At 43.3% G+C, this 19,022-nt stretch carries 17 protein-coding genes and 2 tRNA genes; 8 read left to right on the plus strand and 11 right to left on the minus strand.

Going from position 1 to position 19,022, the window contains the following annotated elements:
• Window positions 1-25: 25 nt before the first annotated feature.
• The 5 genes from AC5O63_RS10800 (at window position 26) to tnaA (ending at window position 6,210) form a co-directional block, all read left to right on the plus strand.
• Entirely contained in the window at window positions 26-1,273 is a 1,248-nt protein-coding gene (locus AC5O63_RS10800; protein WP_494504960.1) for an aromatic amino acid transporter, read from the plus strand.
• Window positions 1,274-1,427: 154 nt separating this feature from the next.
• On the plus strand, window positions 1,428-2,153 hold the full coding sequence (locus AC5O63_RS10805; RefSeq protein WP_494504961.1) for a response regulator: 726 nt from the start codon (window positions 1,428-1,430) through the stop codon (window positions 2,151-2,153).
• A gap of 18 nt (window positions 2,154-2,171) precedes the next feature.
• Window positions 2,172-3,458, plus strand: a complete 1,287-nt coding sequence (locus tag AC5O63_RS10810) for an ATP-binding protein (RefSeq protein WP_494504962.1) — start codon at window positions 2,172-2,174, stop codon at window positions 3,456-3,458.
• A 151-nt stretch (window positions 3,459-3,609) separates the two neighbouring features.
• Window positions 3,610-4,515, plus strand: coding sequence for a VirK/YbjX family protein (locus tag AC5O63_RS10815; RefSeq protein ID WP_494504963.1), 906 nt, complete (start codon window positions 3,610-3,612; stop codon window positions 4,513-4,515).
• Window positions 4,516-4,800: 285 nt separating this feature from the next.
• On the plus strand, window positions 4,801-6,210 hold the full coding sequence (gene tnaA, locus AC5O63_RS10820; protein ID WP_494505013.1) for a tryptophanase: 1,410 nt from the start codon (window positions 4,801-4,803) through the stop codon (window positions 6,208-6,210).
• A 74-nt stretch (window positions 6,211-6,284) separates the two neighbouring features.
• Here tnaA and AC5O63_RS10825 read toward each other — a convergent pair whose 3' ends face one another.
• The gene (locus tag AC5O63_RS10825; RefSeq protein ID WP_272785053.1) at window positions 6,285-6,752 is read right to left on the minus strand and encodes a hypothetical protein; all 468 of its coding nucleotides are present in this window, start codon (window positions 6,750-6,752) and stop codon (window positions 6,285-6,287) included.
• Window positions 6,745-7,398 carry a winged helix-turn-helix domain-containing protein gene (locus AC5O63_RS10830; protein WP_367939408.1) on the minus strand — a complete coding sequence of 218 codons (654 nt, stop codon included), beginning with the start codon at window positions 7,396-7,398 and terminating at the stop codon, window positions 6,745-6,747. Before AC5O63_RS10830 ends, AC5O63_RS10825 begins: the two co-directional genes overlap by 8 nt.
• Window positions 7,399-8,128: 730 nt before the next feature.
• Here AC5O63_RS10830 and AC5O63_RS10835 point away from each other — a divergent pair.
• From AC5O63_RS10835 to AC5O63_RS10845, 3 genes are read left to right on the plus strand one after another with little or no spacing between them, the layout of a single operon-like run.
• Window positions 8,129-8,764, plus strand: coding sequence for a hypothetical protein (locus AC5O63_RS10835; RefSeq protein ID WP_494504964.1), 636 nt, complete (start codon window positions 8,129-8,131; stop codon window positions 8,762-8,764).
• 38 nt (window positions 8,765-8,802) lie between these two features.
• Window positions 8,803-9,489 (plus strand): response regulator transcription factor, encoded by a 687-nt coding sequence (locus tag AC5O63_RS10840; protein ID WP_494504965.1) that lies wholly within the window; start codon window positions 8,803-8,805, stop codon window positions 9,487-9,489.
• On the plus strand, window positions 9,486-10,832 hold the full coding sequence (locus tag AC5O63_RS10845) for a sensor histidine kinase (RefSeq protein ID WP_494504966.1): 1,347 nt from the start codon (window positions 9,486-9,488) through the stop codon (window positions 10,830-10,832). The genes AC5O63_RS10840 and AC5O63_RS10845 overlap by 4 nt, the downstream gene beginning before the upstream one ends.
• A 33-nt stretch (window positions 10,833-10,865) precedes the next feature.
• Here the strand turns inward: AC5O63_RS10845 and AC5O63_RS10850 are convergent.
• The 9 genes from AC5O63_RS10850 to AC5O63_RS10890 form a co-directional block, all read right to left on the minus strand.
• Window positions 10,866-10,942: transfer RNA gene (locus tag AC5O63_RS10850), tRNA-Val, on the minus strand.
• A gap of 36 nt (window positions 10,943-10,978) precedes the next feature.
• Window positions 10,979-11,055: transfer RNA gene (locus tag AC5O63_RS10855), tRNA-Val, on the minus strand.
• A gap of 167 nt (window positions 11,056-11,222) precedes the next feature.
• Window positions 11,223-11,861 (minus strand): sugar transferase, encoded by a 639-nt coding sequence (locus AC5O63_RS10860; RefSeq protein ID WP_494504967.1) that lies wholly within the window; start codon window positions 11,859-11,861, stop codon window positions 11,223-11,225.
• 10 nt (window positions 11,862-11,871) lie between these two features.
• On the minus strand, window positions 11,872-13,059 hold the full coding sequence (locus AC5O63_RS10865; RefSeq protein WP_494504968.1) for a glycosyltransferase family 2 protein: 1,188 nt from the start codon (window positions 13,057-13,059) through the stop codon (window positions 11,872-11,874).
• Window positions 13,056-14,147 carry a glycosyltransferase gene (locus AC5O63_RS10870; protein ID WP_494504969.1) on the minus strand — a complete coding sequence of 364 codons (1,092 nt, stop codon included), beginning with the start codon at window positions 14,145-14,147 and terminating at the stop codon, window positions 13,056-13,058. The genes AC5O63_RS10865 and AC5O63_RS10870 overlap by 4 nt, the downstream gene beginning before the upstream one ends.
• 153 nt (window positions 14,148-14,300) lie before the next feature.
• The gene (locus AC5O63_RS10875; RefSeq protein WP_494504970.1) at window positions 14,301-15,731 is read right to left on the minus strand and encodes a GumC family protein; all 1,431 of its coding nucleotides are present in this window, start codon (window positions 15,729-15,731) and stop codon (window positions 14,301-14,303) included.
• The gene (locus tag AC5O63_RS10880) at window positions 15,728-16,843 is read right to left on the minus strand and encodes a glycosyltransferase (protein WP_494504971.1); all 1,116 of its coding nucleotides are present in this window, start codon (window positions 16,841-16,843) and stop codon (window positions 15,728-15,730) included. The genes AC5O63_RS10875 and AC5O63_RS10880 overlap by 4 nt, the downstream gene beginning before the upstream one ends.
• Complete coding sequence (locus tag AC5O63_RS10885) at window positions 16,836-17,582, minus strand: acyltransferase (protein ID WP_494504972.1); 747 nt, start codon at window positions 17,580-17,582, stop codon at window positions 16,836-16,838. The genes AC5O63_RS10880 and AC5O63_RS10885 overlap by 8 nt, the downstream gene beginning before the upstream one ends.
• 90 nt (window positions 17,583-17,672) lie before the next feature.
• On the minus strand, window positions 17,673-19,019 hold the full coding sequence (locus AC5O63_RS10890) for an O-antigen ligase family protein (protein WP_494505014.1): 1,347 nt from the start codon (window positions 19,017-19,019) through the stop codon (window positions 17,673-17,675).
• Window positions 19,020-19,022: the final 3 nt, after the last annotated feature.

Consider the following 19,022-nt stretch of genomic DNA (forward strand, 5'->3'; position numbering starts at 1 on the left):
CTAGTTAATACAAGGTTAATGACGTATGGATAATGTGAAACTAAATCTTTCTCTAAGAAAAAAAACGCCTTCGACCCTCGGTGGTTCGTGCATCATTGCATGTGTATGTGTTGGCGCAGGAATGCTTGGTTTACCTAGTGCGGGAGCAGGGGCTTGGATAGCGTGGACCTTGTTTATATTGGCGGTAACCATGCTAATAATGACGTTGAGCGGGTGCTTTCTATTGGAAGTTTTAAAAAACTATCCCTATAAGTCTTCGTTTGATTCGATTACAACAGATTTGCTAGGTAAACCTGTTAGCTGCTTCAACAACATAATGATTTATTTTGTCGGGGGGATTTTACTCTATGCATATATAACTTCATCGGGCCTTATAATAAATCAATACATGGGATTAGATCCAAAGCTTGCTTCTATATTATTTGTTGCGATATTTTCTTTTTTTGTATGGCACTCAACGCGTGTGGTTGACAAGTTTTCAATAATTTTAATGCTGTTTATGGTCGCTAGCTTTGTATTTGGTATTACTGGGCTTGTATTAAATATCGACTTAAATGGAATGTGGAGAGATGTCAATTTAGAGCAAGGTAAGTTTATGTTTGCTTTGTTTCCTGTAGCGTTAGCCTCATTTGGTTATCATCACACCGTATCGACCATGCGAGATTACTACCGGGATGAACGGAAGGCACAAAAAGCAATCGTTGGTGGGACGGCTATTTCTTTTTTCATATATGCAATATGGTTAGTTAGTATCTACGGCAACCTACCGAGAATGCACTTTGGAGAAATTATTGAAAAGGAAGGAGATATCAACGTCTTACTCAGCAGCTTAAGTGGTGTAATACCAACTGAATTTGTATCTAATGTGATTAGCGCTTTCTCTGCTGCAGCGATTTTATCGAGTTTCGTTGGGGTTGGGCTTGGTGTATTCGATTTTCTAGCGGATGTTTTCAACTTCAAAGATAACAAGAAAGGCCGTTTAAAAACCTGGTCGATCACGTTTATACCCCCTTTGTTTATATCTCTACTTTTCCCGTTTGGTTTTTTAGTAGCCATTGGTTATGCCGCATCAGCGGCTGCGATATGGGCATGCATCATCCCAGCATTGTTAGTAAGAAAATCTAGGCAAAGTAATCTAAACAATGATAACCACAACGACTATAGGGCTTCGGGGGGTAAATTGGCGCTTATTCTGGTTGGAACGTTTGGGATAAGTGTCATCACCATTCATATCATGACCTTAAGTGATTCACTACCAAAGTTTTTGGGATAATGGTCCTCTAATGTCGTGTCGAGGTGGCAATAAAATAGGGTAGCACCTCGACTTTTTATCTTCGTCGCGATTTTGATTCAGTATCTGTTGCAGAAATGGGATGGCGAATACGGTAGAATTACTTTTATGTTAGTGATGCAATGCTTTAGTTTATATGCCAAATTCTGCTAATCAGACGCTATTTATTGTTGAAGATGACCCTAAACTTCGACAGATGCTATGTGAATATTTCGTCTCTCAAGAGTTCAGTGTTACAACTTTTGAAGAGGGTGAAAGTGCCATTGATGCCATTGTTGAAAATCAGCCTGATATTGTTCTCCTTGATCTTATGCTACCTGGTGTTGATGGTCTGACAATTTGTAGACAGATCCGTCCAAGCTACTCGGGTAGAGTGCTTATGCTGACAGCAAGTGATGATGATTTTGATCATGTCGCAGCCTTAGAAATTGGTGCAGATGACTTTGTAACAAAGCCGATTAAGCCACGAGTATTGCTCGCTCGAATGAGAATGTTGCTGAGAAGAGTTGAAACAAGTACCCAAACCACGACGCAATCAACTCATTTAAAAGTATTAGAGTATGGTCAGTTGAAGCTCAACGATGCACGCAAAGTGTGTGAACTGGATGGTGAGGTGGTCTCTATGTCTGATAGTGAGTTTGACTTACTTTGGGCTTTGGCATCTTCACCAGACGAAGTGTTATCTCGGGATCAACTTACCAAGACGCTCAGGGGCATTGAATATGATGGTCTAGATAGAACCGTCGACAACAAGATTGTGAGCTTGCGTAAGAAGCTTGGTGACACGTCTGCAACGCCAAAACGTATCATTACTGTCAGGGGAAAAGGGTATTTGTTTGTCCCTGATACTTGGCAATCGTAGTCGACCTAAAGAGGGTATATGCGCAGAATTTACTTGGAATCATTCATTGGTTTACTGATCTTATTTACATTAAGTATTTTTGCGTATGAGTACATTATCTATGAACTCAATCCAGATTATGACTACGTACTTCAGGAAAGAGAAGGTGAAGCTTTCAGGGATATGGTACTAACCATTTACCAAAACCAAGGTAAAGAAGCTGCCGTCGATACGATGGAGCGCGTCGTGCAAAAAACGGCGAAGACCTTACTCATTATCGACTCGTTAAATGCTCCTAAAGAGGTTGCGGACTTTTTCGCCCATGACCAATCAAACCTTAATATCTATTTTGATGAAGAAAGACATTTCTGGTTTAAGCTGTTAGAGCCCAACGAGATTTACTACATCTCGCCAGACTTTCAAACTGAGCTACGCCAAGCAATTGAATTTGATGATGATATTGTTTGGGGCTTCATTCTCGGGGGCTTCTTTGTCTACTCACTGTGTTTGATTTTGTTCTTAAGCCGCAGAGTGCGGTTACTGGAAAATGCGACGGTTAAGTTTGCTCAGGGCGATTTTAACGTTAGGGCACCGACTAAAGGAAGAGATACTGTTGGTAGGTTGAATACCAGCTTTAACTACATGGCAGATAAGATTTCTAACCTTATTGCAAGTAACCGTTTCCTAACCAATGCGGTTGCCCATGATCTGCGAACGCCAATTTTCAGAATTCAATGGCAAGCTGAAATGTTGCAAGACCAGAACTTGTCTAAAGAGCAGCATGACAAAATAGCGAGCATCATCGAAGATACTGAAGAAATGGAGGGAATGGTCGATGAGCTACTGTATTTCGCCAAGATGGAACGTCCTGAAACCGAGCTGAGCCTCGAGCAGCTTAATTTGAATCATTTTCTACCTGAAGTCGTTCAGCGCTTACCAAACAGCCGTGATATTAATATTGCACTTGATATCGAAAGCAATGTAGAACTGTGCGCGGATCGTTCATTGTTAAAGCGCGGAGTAGTGAATTTGCTTTCGAATGCCGTTAAGTATGCGAAAAATCAAGTGCAGCTAAGCGTAAAAGAGTCTGATGGACACCTAGTGCTCATGGTAGAAGATGATGGTAACGGCATTCCATCTGAGCATTGGTCATCAATTTTCCAGCCATTTTACAGTGCTGACGCGTCAAGAAACAAAGAAAACAGTGGATTTGGCTTAGGGCTCGCGATTGTCGAGCTGATCGTTAAACGGCACCAAGGCAGCGTAGAAGTGGGCCATAGCGAGCTAGGCGGTGCACTATTCACCTTAACATTCCCTAAATTGTAACCGAAGCTGACAAAAGCGTGACAAAGTAGCGACAAAGTAGATCTACATCTCATTTTTATGGTTTTGTACACTGTGCATTAACGCTTGCCTATCCATTGAGTAGGCAACGACTTTATGAGCAAAGTCCCAGACAGAAAATCGAGAATTCTATATGTCAGCCAACTACCTTAATTTTGTTTTATCGCTTCCTAAAGTCGCTGAAGCCGTATATCCGGATATTCATGGGCTTAAAAAGCTACGCTATAACGCGCGTTTTTGCTTATGGTCGTTGCTTAAACCAGGTGTTTTAAAACAGATGCAAGAACTCTTTGCTCAGCCCGATCTAAAAACCATCACGGACGTTAACCCGCGATTGCTCGAAAAGCCTCTTAAACCTTATGTTTGCTTGAATTGGCGCCCAGAACAGCGCGCGAAGAAAATCTATGAGCATTTTAAAACCCTCCATGAAATGTATGGCCGAGGATTCTTAGACTTTTATTCCAATGAAGGTTGGCTTCTTGCTGAAATTATGGATTGTAAGCTGCTGTTGTGTGCGGGGCCTGAAAGAGAGGGCTCATTGGCACTAAAGCTGACAGATGAGAAAAACCGCGATCTGTTTACGTTGGCGTTTAATCTATCGACCACGCCACGCAGAGAAATCCACATTGGTGCACTACAAGGGCCTGGGGACCACATTAGTGATCGAGGAGAGATCATTAAGTCACTGACTCGCGGTATTCATGGTTTACGTCCGAAAGCATTAATGCTTGAAGTTTTGCTGATGCTTGCTCGAGAATGGCAAGTAGACGATGTATTTGGTATCACAAACAAGGGGCATATTTACCAAGCATTGCGATACACGGGCTCTAAGCGTTCAAGTGTCACCTACAACTACGCTGAATTGTGGACCGAGTATGGTGGTGAGCATGTTTCCAAGTTTATGTACAAGATCCCACTGCAACCACCTCGTAAAGATCCAAGCTCGCTTAAGAAAACGAAACGTCGTTTGTACACTAAACGCTACGCATGGATCGAGGAAACGCAAGAATTGGTCAAAACTCGTTTGAGTGACCTTTAGATATACCTATCGAAACAATATGTGAATTAGATATTAAGCCTGACATAAGTCAGGCTTTTTTCTGAGATTGGTTTCAGTCATTGTCTTAAGTAAGGGGGTTTTGACGATTATTTATCCATAACTTACTCATTGGATTTTTCACCCGACTCTATGTTTTGTCGTAGCGGGCACGTATATGCATATGGAGCCCGCTCTACAAATCATAGAGAAAAATGAAGGTGAAAAACTATGACTACTAATCCAAATTCATGTGCTTCGCACTGTACCCATAAAGCTGACACTCGCATGAGCTACTTACCGGAGCCGTATCGAATTCGAGTGGTTGAGCCTGTTAAACATACGACGCGCGGAGAACGAGAAGCTTCTTTGGAAAAGTATGGATATAATCCGTTCTTAATTCCTAGTAGTGAGGTATTTATAGACTTGCTGACTGACAGCGGTACTGGCTCTGTTACCCAAGGAATGCAAGCAGCCATGCTGAAAGGGGATGAATCGTATAGTGGTAGCCGAAGCTATTATGTTCTAAAAGATGCTGTCAAAGACATCTTCGACTACGAGCATACCATTCCAACTCACCAAGGTAGAGGGGCAGAGCAGCTCTATGTACCGGCTTTGATTGCTAAGCGAGAGCGTGAAAAGGGGCTATGTCGTGAGCAAATGGCCGCAATTTCAAACTATTTTTTCGATACGACTCAGGGGCATACCCAGCGAAATGGTTGCCATGTCGTTAATGTACCCACCGAAGAGGCTTTTGATACATCAGTAAAGTCAGCTTTCAAAGGTAATTTCGATATCGAAAAATTGATCTTTGCTATCGAGGAAATTGGCCCTAAAAATGTGCCTTATGTTGTTAGCACGATTACATGTAACTCTGCTGGCGGACAACCAGTATCACTCGCCAATTTAAAGGAAGTGTACGAGATAGCCAGTTCATACGATATTCCAGTAGTGATGGATTGTGCAAGATTTGCCGAGAACGCGTATTTTATTAAGCAGCGCGAGCCCGGCTACGAATGCTGGTCTATCGAAGAGATCACCAAAGAAAGCTTTAAATATGCAGATATTTTGTCAATGTCAGCTAAAAAGGATGCAATGGTGCCTATCGGAGGACTATTAGCATTTAAAAACCATATGCTGTCGGATGTCTTTCAAGAGTGCCGTACCTTATGTGTACTGCAGGAGGGATTCCCAACATATGGTGGACTAGAAGGTGGTGCTATGGAACGCTTAGCCGTAGGTCTTTATGATGCGATGCGAGAAGAGTGGTTATCTTCACGCATCGACCAGATTCAGTACTTAGTGGATGGACTCGAAAGAGTCGGTATTAAATGTCAACAGGCTGGGGGACATGCTGCGTTTATTAACGCAGGAGATTTATTGCCCCATATTCCTGCAGACCAGTTTCCCGGTCATGCAATGGCATGTGAATTGTATCGCGTAGCCGGAATTCGCGGTGCAGAAATAGGCTCTTTATTGCTAGGGCGCGATCCAAAAACAGGACAGCAGTTACCGTGTCCAGCAGAACTTTTGCGATTAGCGGTTCCCCGAGCGACATACACTCAAGCTCATCTTGATTATGTGATTCAAGCCTTTAGCGAAATTAAGGAAAATGCTCACAAGATTAAGGGGTTGACCTTTACCTATGAGCCACCCGCTTTAAGGCACTTTAATGCTGAGTTTCGAATCCTAGATTAGTTTCGGGTATTAAAATGACAAAGCGCCATCGATGGATGGCGCTTTTGTATTTTTAGTCGCTAATGGTTCTGTTGTTAGCTAAAAAACTTTTCCCAAATATCTAATGTACCCGATATCGTTCCTTTATGGACATAGTACCTAGGGAACGACTGGAAGACATAGATATCGTCGCCATCACGGATTAAGCGATAGAACAAGAACTTGTATCCTGATGAGATCTGGTTGAAATGATCATTTTCATCTTGCTTGTTATCATCGACTAAAATCTTGCGCGAGTAGACAAAATAGATGGTTTGCTCGCCTAATCGAAGTTGTCTTGCTTCTACTTTGTACTTAGAAAGGTAGTTACCGTTGTCATCTTGTTTGGTTTGTAGTGCAACTACCTTTCCTCGATAGCACGTTAAAAAAACATCTCTGTCATCATCAGGCACATGCAGAGTCATCGAATATTGGCAAGATGAGCCGTTTAAGAAAGCGTAAGTCGTAATAGATGCAAACAATCCTAAGACGGTCACCGCTATTAAAATAATGCGTTTAACCATTGCCTTTGACCTCCATTAAACCGCTCTGACTTGAATAAAAGAATCTCCCTTCTTTACCATTGACGATTGATGGGTCGACACTGTCCCCTTGTATCGAACATAGGGTAGCTTTACCTGATTTTTGGCAGTCGACACGCACCCAAGAGAATACAATGTAAAAGGCGGCGTAGAGACAAAACAATAAGGCACCGATAGCTATGGCTAGCTTAGCCCTTTCCCACCAAGTTTCGTAAAGGGGTGGAAAGCTTGTATCTTTATTGTCTGGGGGAGGCAGCGCAGTCTCTTGTAAGGAAGGTTCTTGCGGTTGAGCCCATTGAATTTCGGAAAGGTCGATTCTATAGCCCTTTCTAGGAACATTAGTAATTTTAATGTTATTAAGATCGAGGATTTTCCTAAGGTTTGTAATCGCAACGGGTAAAGAGTTTGGACCTATTATATCAGGGCGTCCCCAAGCATCGACGATTAAGTCATCTCTGCTGACCACTTCACCATCTTCCTCAACTAATCGTCTCAATACACTACTTTCAGGAATAGTGATAGAAAACGATTTTTCATTGTCGAGTAGAATCTGAGCACCAGATTCATTTCTTTTTAGTAAACAGTTGCCGATTCTTAAATCGAAGCATTCCGTCCCGTTTGTAGCCATAGAGCGCCTCCTTTGTAAGTGTAAATAGTTGGAGCTGACTTGTTAATTTGCCGCACTATTTTTAGTTATTAATATGTTAATTGTTCAGTAAATAATGAGTAATTTAGTGATTTTTAGGTGCAGTTATGTGATCTGAAGCACGATGATAGCGTGTTTAGAGTAATCGCTTTGTAAGGGTTTGTATTGACTTGTCAGGGGGAAAGTAAGTAGAGGAGTTGATGAAAAACGAGTAAAAAAGCCGGCTCCAAAATTGGGAGGAATGAAGCCGGAACAGAGAGTGAGAGTCGCCTAAGAAGCTCACCTCACAGGCAAATTGTTGAGACTGATTCCTTGCGTTGAAGGAATGGAGTCGCGGTAAGTAGGTAGCCTCCTTTCTTTGTTAATAAATCTTGCATCATTTCCGGCTCGGATAGATGAAATGTACAGTGAACATTTGCGCCTTCTACCAAGTTATTCTCACAAATATCCATGAATGATTGAAAAGAGCGGCATATAAGGGTGTTGGCCATTCTTGTTTCTCCTGCGTCTCTTTGTATGTACGAGGTAATTCTGAAAGGAAACAGTTAAGCAGGGTATTTAATTAACGTTATTTATACGTGAGGGGGGAAGCTGAAATGATGATTGATAAGGCACCCCAGTTAGATGACAAATATTTAATCTTGAGTTTAGAAAGGCGTTAGCTCCTTTGACTAATCTAATTCCGAACTTAACCAACAGCAGGAATAAGATTATGAAAAAACTTACTACACTTAGCATCTTGATTGGCAGCATGATTGGCTTTAGCGCTATGGCGAGCTCCATGGAGGATTCAAACAAGGCTAATCTTGTGCCTACTATGAGCGCAGAAAAAGCGCTTAGTCAGATTAAAACGCTCAAGCCTGCTAGCTATGATTCTATTGAATTGATTGAACAAGAAGATGGTCGGTTTCTCTACGTTGCCACTGCAAAGAAACAAGCAGAACAAGACACCATTTTCTTTGATGCAACAAGCGGTAAAGACGTTACCCAAACGATTCAAAAAGTTAACTTTTCACTTCAAGAGGTCCTTGCGCAAGTTGGTAAGACGCACCAAGGGCTCATTGTTTCAGCGCATTCGGATTTAGTGCCAGAACTGGGAACCATCTACATGGTAGAGCTCAAAGAGAGTTACGATGAGCCTCTATCAACCTTGCTCGTTATTGACGCTAAAACATTAAAAGTGATTGATACTGAAAAGGTCGATATGCAAGAGATGTTTTTCAATGATGAGGGCAATGTCGAGTTTGAATTTGGTATGTATGAAGAAAACTTCTACGACAATGCGCATTCTATTAATGGTGCCAATGACTTAGAATTGCTACAAGTTGGTCCACAACAACAATCTTAAATGTTATACAGCTAGGCTGGTCGCTCGGAGTTTGAGTTATGAAAATTTTATTAGTAGAAGATAACGTAGAACAATCGCGTTTTCTGAGTCATAGCTTAGAGCAATCCGGGCATCAGACTGATCGAGCCGAGAACGGAAAGTTGGGCTTGATTTGCGCTTTGCAAAATGAGTACGACGTTATTATTTGCGACCGTATGATGCCTGAAATGGATGGTCTTCAAATGATTCGGGCGCTAAGAGCAGGTGGTAACCAAACTCCCGTATTGGTGCTCAGCGCATTGGATAGTGTAGAGGAACGTGTCAAAGGATTAAGAAGTGGGGGAGATGACTACTTAGTTAAACCTTACGCTTATACCGAGTTGCTAGCGAGAATAGAGGTGCTGGCACGAAGACCAACTGAATCGCAATCTCAAGCCAAAAACACCGAGTTAAAGCTAGATTCCCTCTCTTTAGATACCTATACCCGAAAGGCAAAGCGGGGAGAGGTAGACATAGCACTCAACACTCGTGAATATCAAATTTTACTCTATTTAATGGAAAATCACGGCCGCATCGTGACACGAACTATGCTGCTAGAGAAAGTTTGGAATCATCATTTTGATCCGCAAACCAATGTCATTGATGTTCATATTAGTCGATTACGAAAGAAGATTGATCTCGATGGCTACAAGCCCCTATTGCACACCGTGAGAGGGGCTGGTTACGTCATGGAGGAACGTTCGTGAATTGGGTAAATGATCCTTTCCGCCGTTTTCTAAACTTATATGCGATGCTAGTCGTGGCGGCGATTGTGTTGCTGATCGTGATGCGTACCAGTATCTATGCCTGGTTCATTGATAATAGTGTCTTTCCCATTGTGGCTTCTGAAGCCAACTATGTGTATGAGCTATGGGAAGAGTTGGGCCCAGTGGAAACCAAGAAGGTTCTGCGAGCCGATCACGAGGCCATCTTTAGCTATGTTTTCAAAGAGCATATCACAGACCAAGAATTGAAAAAGCTAGATGCCTATGAATCCATGGGAGAAATGGAATTTGGGATTGAATTTTATGTTCAGGAGAATGAAGAGTCTGATTACGTCAGCGTTGAAACTTACCTTCCCGAAGGGGATGGGTGGCGGAAGCTAGAAGTTCGAGTAGAAGATGCCTTCTTTACTCAACAAACCCAACTGATTAATGGGATTATTTACGCAGTTGGAGCTTTGATGATCGTAGGTTTTGTCATCGCGTACTTCATGATAAACAGCATTAAAACTCGACTGACTGATATTAACGCCGCGAGCAACAGCATAACTAAAGATAACGATTTACATCTTAGAATCCCCAATGAAAACCTAGAAGGGCCGCTGTCAGAGACCATTTCAGAACTGAATATGATGTTGGATCGCCTTGCTCAGTCGACAGAGATGACTAAGCAGCAAGCAAACAACATTGCGCATGACTTAAGAACTCCGCTTACGTCGATTTATCATCGAATTCAGCAACTTTCTGAGAATCACTCAGAACTTGAAGAAGTAGAGCAAATGGTCGCAAATCTTCTTAATACCTTTAATCAGCTGCTGCGAATAAGCCGACTTGAGTTCAATGGAGAGCAGATAACTCAAAGTGCTGTCAATCTTCAACAGTTAGTCGAGTGCGCGGCAGAATTGTACGAGCCTGTTTTAGAAGACAATAAGTTAAACCTAGAGTTGAACATTGATCCGAAACACCAAATTAAAGCCAGCCAAGAATTAATGATGCAGGTCGTGTCCAATTTGATCGATAACGCCTGTAAGTTCAATCAAGCGGGTAATACGATTCGAATATCTTCAGTAGAGAAAGCAGGCAACGTAGAACTAACTGTAGCGGATCAAAGTGGAGGAGTAGGAGAAGAGGAATTAACCCACCTATGCCAAAAATTCTACCGCAGCGACAGTAGCAGAAATACAGAAGGCAATGGGCTAGGGTTAAGCTTAGTCGCTGCTGCCACCAAGAGTATGAGAGGTACCTTAGAGCTAAAGGATGAGTATCTATATGACAAGGTAGGTCTTGCAGTCACACTCAAGTTTCCAATACAACAAAGCCCGCTTTAAGCGGGCTTTGCGATCGTCCTAAAGGACTAAATTTGGTGGGTCCGGGCGAACTCGAATCGCCGACCCCTACCATGTCAAGGTAGTACTCTAACCAACTGAGCTACGGACCCAAATTTATGTTCTTTGCAACTGAATGCTTTAAGGAGTGGTGGGTCCGGGCGAACTCGAATCGCCGACCCCTACCATGTCAAGGTAGTACTCTAACCAACTGAGCTACGGACCCATTCCTTAAGAACGAGAGGGATGTTACCGAGAGTTATTCAATCGTGCAAGCGCATTTTCTTCGATTTTTACTCGTTTGCTTTATAACTAATCGAATTGTTGTTGTTTTACGCATTGCCAGTTAAAAAATGTGCATTAAATCACGTACATATCTCGGTTCGTTAATGGCTATTGTCCTCGACCATCAAACATAACCACGATGGTTTTCGTGATAATGCTCATATCCATGCTTAGCCATGACTTCATTGAGCACAATGAAAGTGCGTAACTATGGTCATAGCCAACCTTTCTGCGAACATCATCAATACAAGTATCGTAACCTTGGTTTACTTGCGCTAATCCAGTGATCCCAGGCATGACACCGTAAGTTCTGTCAGCAAAGTAAGGGATTGCATTCTCTAGTTTACTGTAAAAGCTTGGGCGCTCTGGACGCGGGCCAATTAATGACATTTCACCCATAACAACATTAAACAACTGAGGAATCTCGTCTAGGCGCGTTTTACGTAGGAAGCGTCCGACTGGGGTGATTCTTGGATCGTTTTCTGTCGCCCATACAGCACCAGTGCGTTGCTCGGCATCTTGATACATGGTGCGAAACTTAATGATTTCAAAAAACACCATCTTTTCTGGTGTTGATTTACCGACTCTCAATTGCTTGTAAAAAACAGGACCAGGAGAGCTCAGTTTTATCGCCAGTGCGATAAAAGGCATGACTGGAGAAAGCAGTAGCAAGCCAAATAGCGCGCCAAATAGGTCAAACATACGTTTTGCTAACCAAATTGAAATGTGTGTTGATACGTTGCTCATAATAATCTCCTTATTGGCCTACGCGAGACCATTTTCCTGATTCAAGACCGAATAGGTAACGCATACCACCGATGAAATTTGCACAGTGACCTGCAACGATATAAAGCAGCAGTTTGCAGGCTTTATGGCTAAAAATGTATGGCAATTGATGACTAAGCACTGCTAGCGAATAGAGCGCGATTTGGGCGATCAATGCTGCCATGAAGAGCGGGTTGTCCATCATGACAATTGAACTGATTAAGCAGAAAATCAGTAGGTAAGGGGTGATGAGTCTTAACCCTTTTCCAGAAAAGAATGCAAACGCAACGCCTTTGTACTTTGGTAAAAACATTTCGCAAAGTTCGATAGCTTGTTGCATGTTACCTGCGGAAATACGCAGTCTTCTGCTAAAGTCGTCTTTCTCGTTTGTTGCCTCCATCTCTAGTGCAACCATCTGAGGCTCATACTCTGCAACGTAACCTTGACGTACGATCGACATAGGAATAATAAAGTCATCATTGATAGTGTCAGCACTCATTGATTCGAATAGGTGAGTTCTAAACAGGTAGAAAGCTCCGTGTGCGCCTAGAGTAGAACCTAAGGTTGCTTCGCGCATCTTGAGTTTACTCTGATATTGCCAATAACATGCTTCGCCTTCATTACCCGGTTTAAACAGCTGGTAATGGCCATTGACCACGCCAACCTGTTCATTATGAAAATGTTTGTTGGCAACCCATAATGCATCAATTGAAATGAGAGCTGAGACATCGCTCAACGCGGTAATGTCGCTCGTTATTGTTTTCATCTGTTCGTTGACGACCGCAACTTTGCCACGATTGGATTCGAAGGCTCTGATCTCGAAGTGAGTATCTGCACAAATCGCCTCTTGAATAGTTTGCTCCGCTATTGAGACAGTGTTGTCAGTACAACCATCGCAGGCAATGATGACCTTGTATTTGTTTTTTGGATAATCGAGCGAAGACAGGTTACGAATTTTGTCTGCGATCCATTGCTCCTCGTTGAATGCGGGAACCAAAATTGTGATGGTCGCGCAAGCTCTGTCTCCTTTAATACTTTTGAATCCACGACTACGGTGATTTATCGTTTTAAAAGGGTGCTGTTTCGAGTACCAAGAAAGCAGCACTGGGTAACCAACATGGTGATAGATAACCAAAAAGCAGCTGACCACAAATAGAATCGTGAGTAGTAAGTCGATCATGCGCTTTTCTCCTCTGCCAACATTTCATAAGCTCTCATCATGTCTCTGATGTCATTGTTGTGAAGTACAAAGTCACGCGGAGAGTCAGTGTGGTGTAGCTCAAGGGCAGTGAGGACACTAGAAGCGAGTGCTTGCGGGTTTTCACTCTCAAATAGGCTCCCTGTAATTGGGCAGAGTGTCTCACCTGTAGCTCCCACGTTACTTGCTAAAGTGACAATGTCACATGATTGGGCCTCTAATGTTGAAAGTGGGAAGCCTTCACTACGTGAGGGAAGGCAGAACAGATCCAATGCTTGATAGAATCGAACCATATCATCGACAAGACCTAAAAAGGTGACTCTATGACTAATGCCAAGTTCCTTCACTTGTGCTTCGAGTTTTCTCCTTTGACTGCCTTCACCGGCAATAACCAGCTCAATGTGATTAGGCAGTAAGGTCATCGCATCAATCAGAACATCATGACCCTTTACTTTCTCAAGGCGTCCAGCGCTACCAATAATCGTGCTGCGCACAGGAAGATCAATAACTTGGCGAGCCAGATGTTTAGAGCCAGTTGTGAACTGCTCACAATCGATGCCGTTTTTAATCACCGTCACGTCTTTATAGTCGAAGTGACGGTGAATTTGCTCTCTGACCAAAGCCGCATCGGCAACAATACTTGGTTTCGCTATTTTTAAAGCAACGCCTTGTAGAGAGCGATGTTTCTCGTCAGATAAATGCCATGCGTCGTGTTCTGTGTGGATTCTCGCCTTAACACCTGCCAGTCTTGCGGCTATCGAACCATAAAGGATTGGTCCGATATGATGAGTATGGACAACGCTAGGTTTGAGTGTGCGGAATAATCTGAAGAGCTGAACCAAAGTTTTAACACTGTATCCCGATGGTTTGTTCAAAAAGATAAGTTGGTTCTTTACGGCTTCAAGTTTCGACCATTTTGAGATGGATTCTTCTTTGGCCCCTTCTAGGCTAATGATGAGCACTTTCTGTTGTGGGTTAGAAAATGCAAGCATATTGAGAGCTAGCGCCTCTAGACCACCAGGAGAGAGGTGTTGGACCACATGGATGATTGTTTTGCAAGGTGTGCTCATACTAGCTCCTAAACGAATAATTCCTTTAAGTTAGTAAGAGCACATAGTGTGCCAGATTTTAAGTGCTTATATTTCAGTGTGTTATGTGTTTTCTGGGTAAGTTCTCAACCTGATAATCAAATTGAAAATCTTTATGATTGATAAGGCTTAATCTTAGGGGCAACGGATTCGAGGTATATGAGTAATCACAGGCGCATTTGTGATCACCTCAATCTCTTCTTTACGTCTAATCGAAGAGTCAAACAGCTCTATAAGGATTGCGACGCCTGCACCCAATCCGATGCCAGCAACGAATCCAGCGATGACAAATACAATCGCAGGAAGGTTAGCAGGTCGACTCGGAGTATAAGGAAGGTCAATAATTTTGACTCGTTTATTTTGCTCGAATACACCTAACGATCCGGTTAGTTGCGCCATCTCATAACGTTGAATCAATTCATCGTAGAGCTGACGTTTAATTTCCGCATTTCTCACTAGGCGGTGCATGGTTTTTGCGTTGTCACCAAAGCGATTAGCTTCCTGTTCCAATCGAGCGATCATTTCTTTGAGACTTTTGGTCTCTTCAGTCAAGGATTCATAGCGGCCACGAACTAATTGCAAACTTTGGAGTTGGGTTACCAGTAAGGGCTGTACTTCACCAAGATCTTTGAGCTTGTTGCTGCTAGCGATATCCCATAGCTGATCACTACTGATATTCGGTTGTTCCATTTGTAGCAAGATAGAACGCTCATTCTCTAAGCGTCGTAACTCGCGTTCTTTACCTTGAACGGCACTGTGGCTTTCGGTGTACTTTGCTTTAAGAAGCGTCAGCTCGCTGCGAATCTCGATGATCTGATCTTCAATTTTACCGACTACTGGGTTTGTTTTAGACAATTGTTGATCAAGCGAGCCTAAGCTTCGTTCTACACCTGCAAGCTCGGCTTTTTTCTCCGCGTAGCTTTGTTTCAAAGAAGCGAGCCTACCTAGTGCTTGGCTTTGCATTTCTGGCGTGACGGAAGCGTAGCGATTTTTGAAGTCGGCTAGCTCATTCTCGGCGATATCTAGCTCCTCTCTGCGCTTTTCAATATGAATCTTGAGGAATTCGGACGAATCCTCAATCGAAGAGCGTTCAGGAGCAAGCAGCTGCTCTATAAAGTGCTCGCTAATCGACTCCAACAGCTCTTTCATCCCTGTAGGATTGGGGGCCGTTAACGAAATCTTTAGAAAATCCTTACCGGGTTGAGTCACAGTAAGGCTGCTTGAAAGCTTACTTATGATGTAATCTCGCTCTGCAGGAGCCATCGAGTCATCTATCAAACCATGCTCTTTCGCGACAGCCGTTAATACGTGACGACTTTTAAGCAAGGTACTGAGCGCATTGAGTCGCTCTTTTAGCATCGTTGATACGGCGATGTCCTCTAGGAAAGGGTTCATCTTCGCCGTTTCCTGTATCAGCATAGAAGTATGCGACACGTAATTTGTTGGTGCGACTTTTCCAATGAAGTAGCCAACAAAAGGAAGGATGAGAATAGGTACTACGATTACGTAGCGCTGTCGCCATGCTGAGTTGAGTATGACGATGAACCTCATTTTTAGCTCATTCATAATGACTCCAACATACTATTAAGCTTAACTGTACGAGCATCCCAGCTTTCCGATGCAAGAGATTGCTGCTCACCAATGCTTGAATCTAAATCTAGGCCATTTAAGGCGTCAGTAAACTGCTGAGCGTTGGTCACTACGTTGACTTGCTCTCTATATGGAGAAAGTGCAGGGAAGGGCGTCGCAATGACTTTGCTACCAGCGGCTAGGTACTCAAGCAGTTTTAGCGGGCTGCATGAGGCGATTTGCCGATTAGACTTGAATGGAAGCAAGCTCACATTCCAATGCTGACTATAGCTTGGTAGTTCACTATGAGGTTTTGGGCCAAGGTAGTGAACGTTAGGCAATTTTGGCAAAGGATTAGACGGCAGTTCCAATGGGCCGATAAACACGAACTGCCAAGTAGGATGAGCTAAGCACACTTGCTTAATAAGTTCATAATCTAACCAGTTAGACAAACTGCCATAGAAACCAGCGATTTTATTTTCTTCTGAAGGTAAGTCGATGGCGCGACTCACTGGAGTGCTAAATAGATGCGTATCGACCCCGTGAGGAAGATAATGTGTTTTAGACTGAGGAAATTTAGTCAGTAGTTTTGCACTCGCCGCGAGAATTAAATCTGCATGTTCGACGAGTTTGCTTTCGTGCGTTGCCACTACGTCGTGGTCAACACCTGCAAGAGATGAAAAATCATCGCCACAATAATAAACAATGGCAGATTCACCCAGTGTTCCACACAAATCAGCAGTCGTCGGAAGCGAACTCCATAAGATGGGCTTGTTTAACCCAAGCTTTTTAATCACGGGTTTCAACTGAGAGCAGATCATCGTTTTCGCTATTTGACGTGCAAGCCAAGAACGAGGTGCTGGAATCGTTTTTAGGTTCACGATACTAATATTCGACGGTTGTGCGTTATGGCGACTAAAGCCCCCTTTACTTTTACCTAATAGCTTGTTCGCAGCTCGCTTGAAATCGTGCATCGTCAGTTTAGGCTGACGCAGGCCAATCGAATTTACCCACAGTACTTTACGCTGCTTAGCCAAACGAGTTACTAGATGTTGAGTACTTGATGGCAAACCGCCAAAGTCTTCACCGAAAACAATAAGATCACGCATGACGGTTTTCCTCATTACTAGTTGGAGAGTCAGCAAGTGAACGAATCACTCTTGCTGGATTGCCTGCTACCACCACATAGGGAGGGAGATCTTTGGTAACAACACTTCCGGTGCCAACGATAGTACCTTCACCAATAGTGACGTTTGGGCAAACCGTCACGTTGGTGCCAAGCCAGACATCGTTTTCGAGAATTATATCGCCGACATCGCAATCTAGATCTCCAAAACCTTTTGCCCGCATAGCCGCATCTAAAGAGTGACCTGAGTAACCAAAGAGAAAAGCTCGACCAGCAATGCGAACATTGTCACCAATCACGATTTTATGGCCGATTGCGAATGTGCTTTGCCAGCCGATATCAACATTGCTACCAACAATGAGCTGAGGATTGTCAGATTGAGGTCGAGCACTAAAAGTAGTTTGTCCTGAAATACGGCAATCGTCACCTAAGGAGATAGTTAAGGGACCAGAGACAAAAGGCACACCACCAAACAGGTAAAGTCCTCTGCCGTATTTTGATAGTCGCCCTTTAAAGGCGGGAGTGTGTACTGAAACGCGCAGAAGGTTTCCCCAGACAGAGCTAAATGCAGAGTAGAGCAGACCAACGAACTTGTTAAACAGCTTGGGCGTTGGAATATCGCATGCGCGAATTGCTTTCAAAATGAGAAACAATTTGCGATACGCAGGATTCTCATTGTGTTGTAGCCAAACTTTGAAGTGGTTTAATTGCTGAGCCAACATGATTGCGTCCCTTACATTTGAATTATGCAGAGACTATTTCACGTAACGTGCCAAAATATAAATTGATTAAAAACAATGAGATAAGTTTGGTTATTCTTTCGTCTTGTTAAGATTCTCAAATTGAGAACGTTTTTGAGTAATTCGAGAGATGGCAATACATAGCGCAGCAAGTATGTAAATTGGCCAGGTAAAGCCTTGAGTCAGGAAGGTACCAGACACAACAGTACCTATTACGCCAGCATAGACGGCAAGCGCCGTGGCAGTCAGATACGGAGAGACAGAGTCCTTTAACTCAGCCAGAATTGAAAGTGTTTGCCTACTGGTTTTAATCAATGAAATGATGATACCGATGAAGACGATCAGGCCAAGGAAGCCCATCTCTGCCAGAACACCAAACCATGTACTGTGTACAGCGTGGTTTAGCCCGTCCCAATGAGAGCTGTAGTAGTAGTAATTTGAATAGAAGTTATTAAGACCAACACCACTGAAGGGATTATCCAGTGCCATCTTGAATGCTGCTTCCCACGCATACAGACGACCCATTGCGGACGCATCGATACCTTCTTCTGCAGCACCACCGGATTGTCGATCTGAAATACCAGCGACCGCAAATAAAACCGCTAAACCAATGACTCCGATGAAAATGAGTAGTGATTTTGAGCGGATGAGTCGCAGACCGAAAATACCAAATACGGCGACTGAGCCTAATAGCCCGCCACGACTTTGAGTCGCGATGACAGCTGCCATTGCGAGACCAAGCCCTACGATTCCTAGAATGCGTGAAAAGCCAATCCCTTTAGTCGTTGCGAAGCTAATAGCGAACGCAAGAGGGAACATCAACACGAGCGACAGATCATTTGGGTCACCAAGAACAGATCCAAGTTGGCGACCTATGGTAACCCGAGTGCCTTCCACCAATCCTATGCCTGCTGACGAATTATATAGTGCAACGACGGCGATGAGCCCGCCAGCCAATATAATCAGCGTCGCTATTTTTCGAACGGCTTCTTCCGTATTAACCAACCAGGCGATTGCCAGTGTCATGACAATGATTTTCCAGTAGATATTCTTAAAGTAGGTAATGGCTATACCGGGATTTGATGAGAGTACAACGCCAATAACCACCAGCCCCCAAAACAGGGCTAACCACGTCATACTTGGGTGCCAGAACGTTTGTAACTGTCGGCTTACCAATGTATGCCACATGAGCGCAGAAAGAGCGCCCAATGAGAGCAATAACGGGATCTTGAGCGAGTAAAGTGCTGGAATAGCTTCATGAATGCGAAAGAAAGAAAATAAAACGAATAAGCTAACAAGCCAAAATGTTTGATTGAGTACAAACAGAGCACCTAAGGGAACAAAACATAAGACCAACACAATCGCAGGGTGAGGCACCACGTACCATAGCATTGCTAATCCAAAGCTAAGCAATGTCATTAA

The organism is Vibrio sp. SCP2 (genome assembly GCF_059295395.1).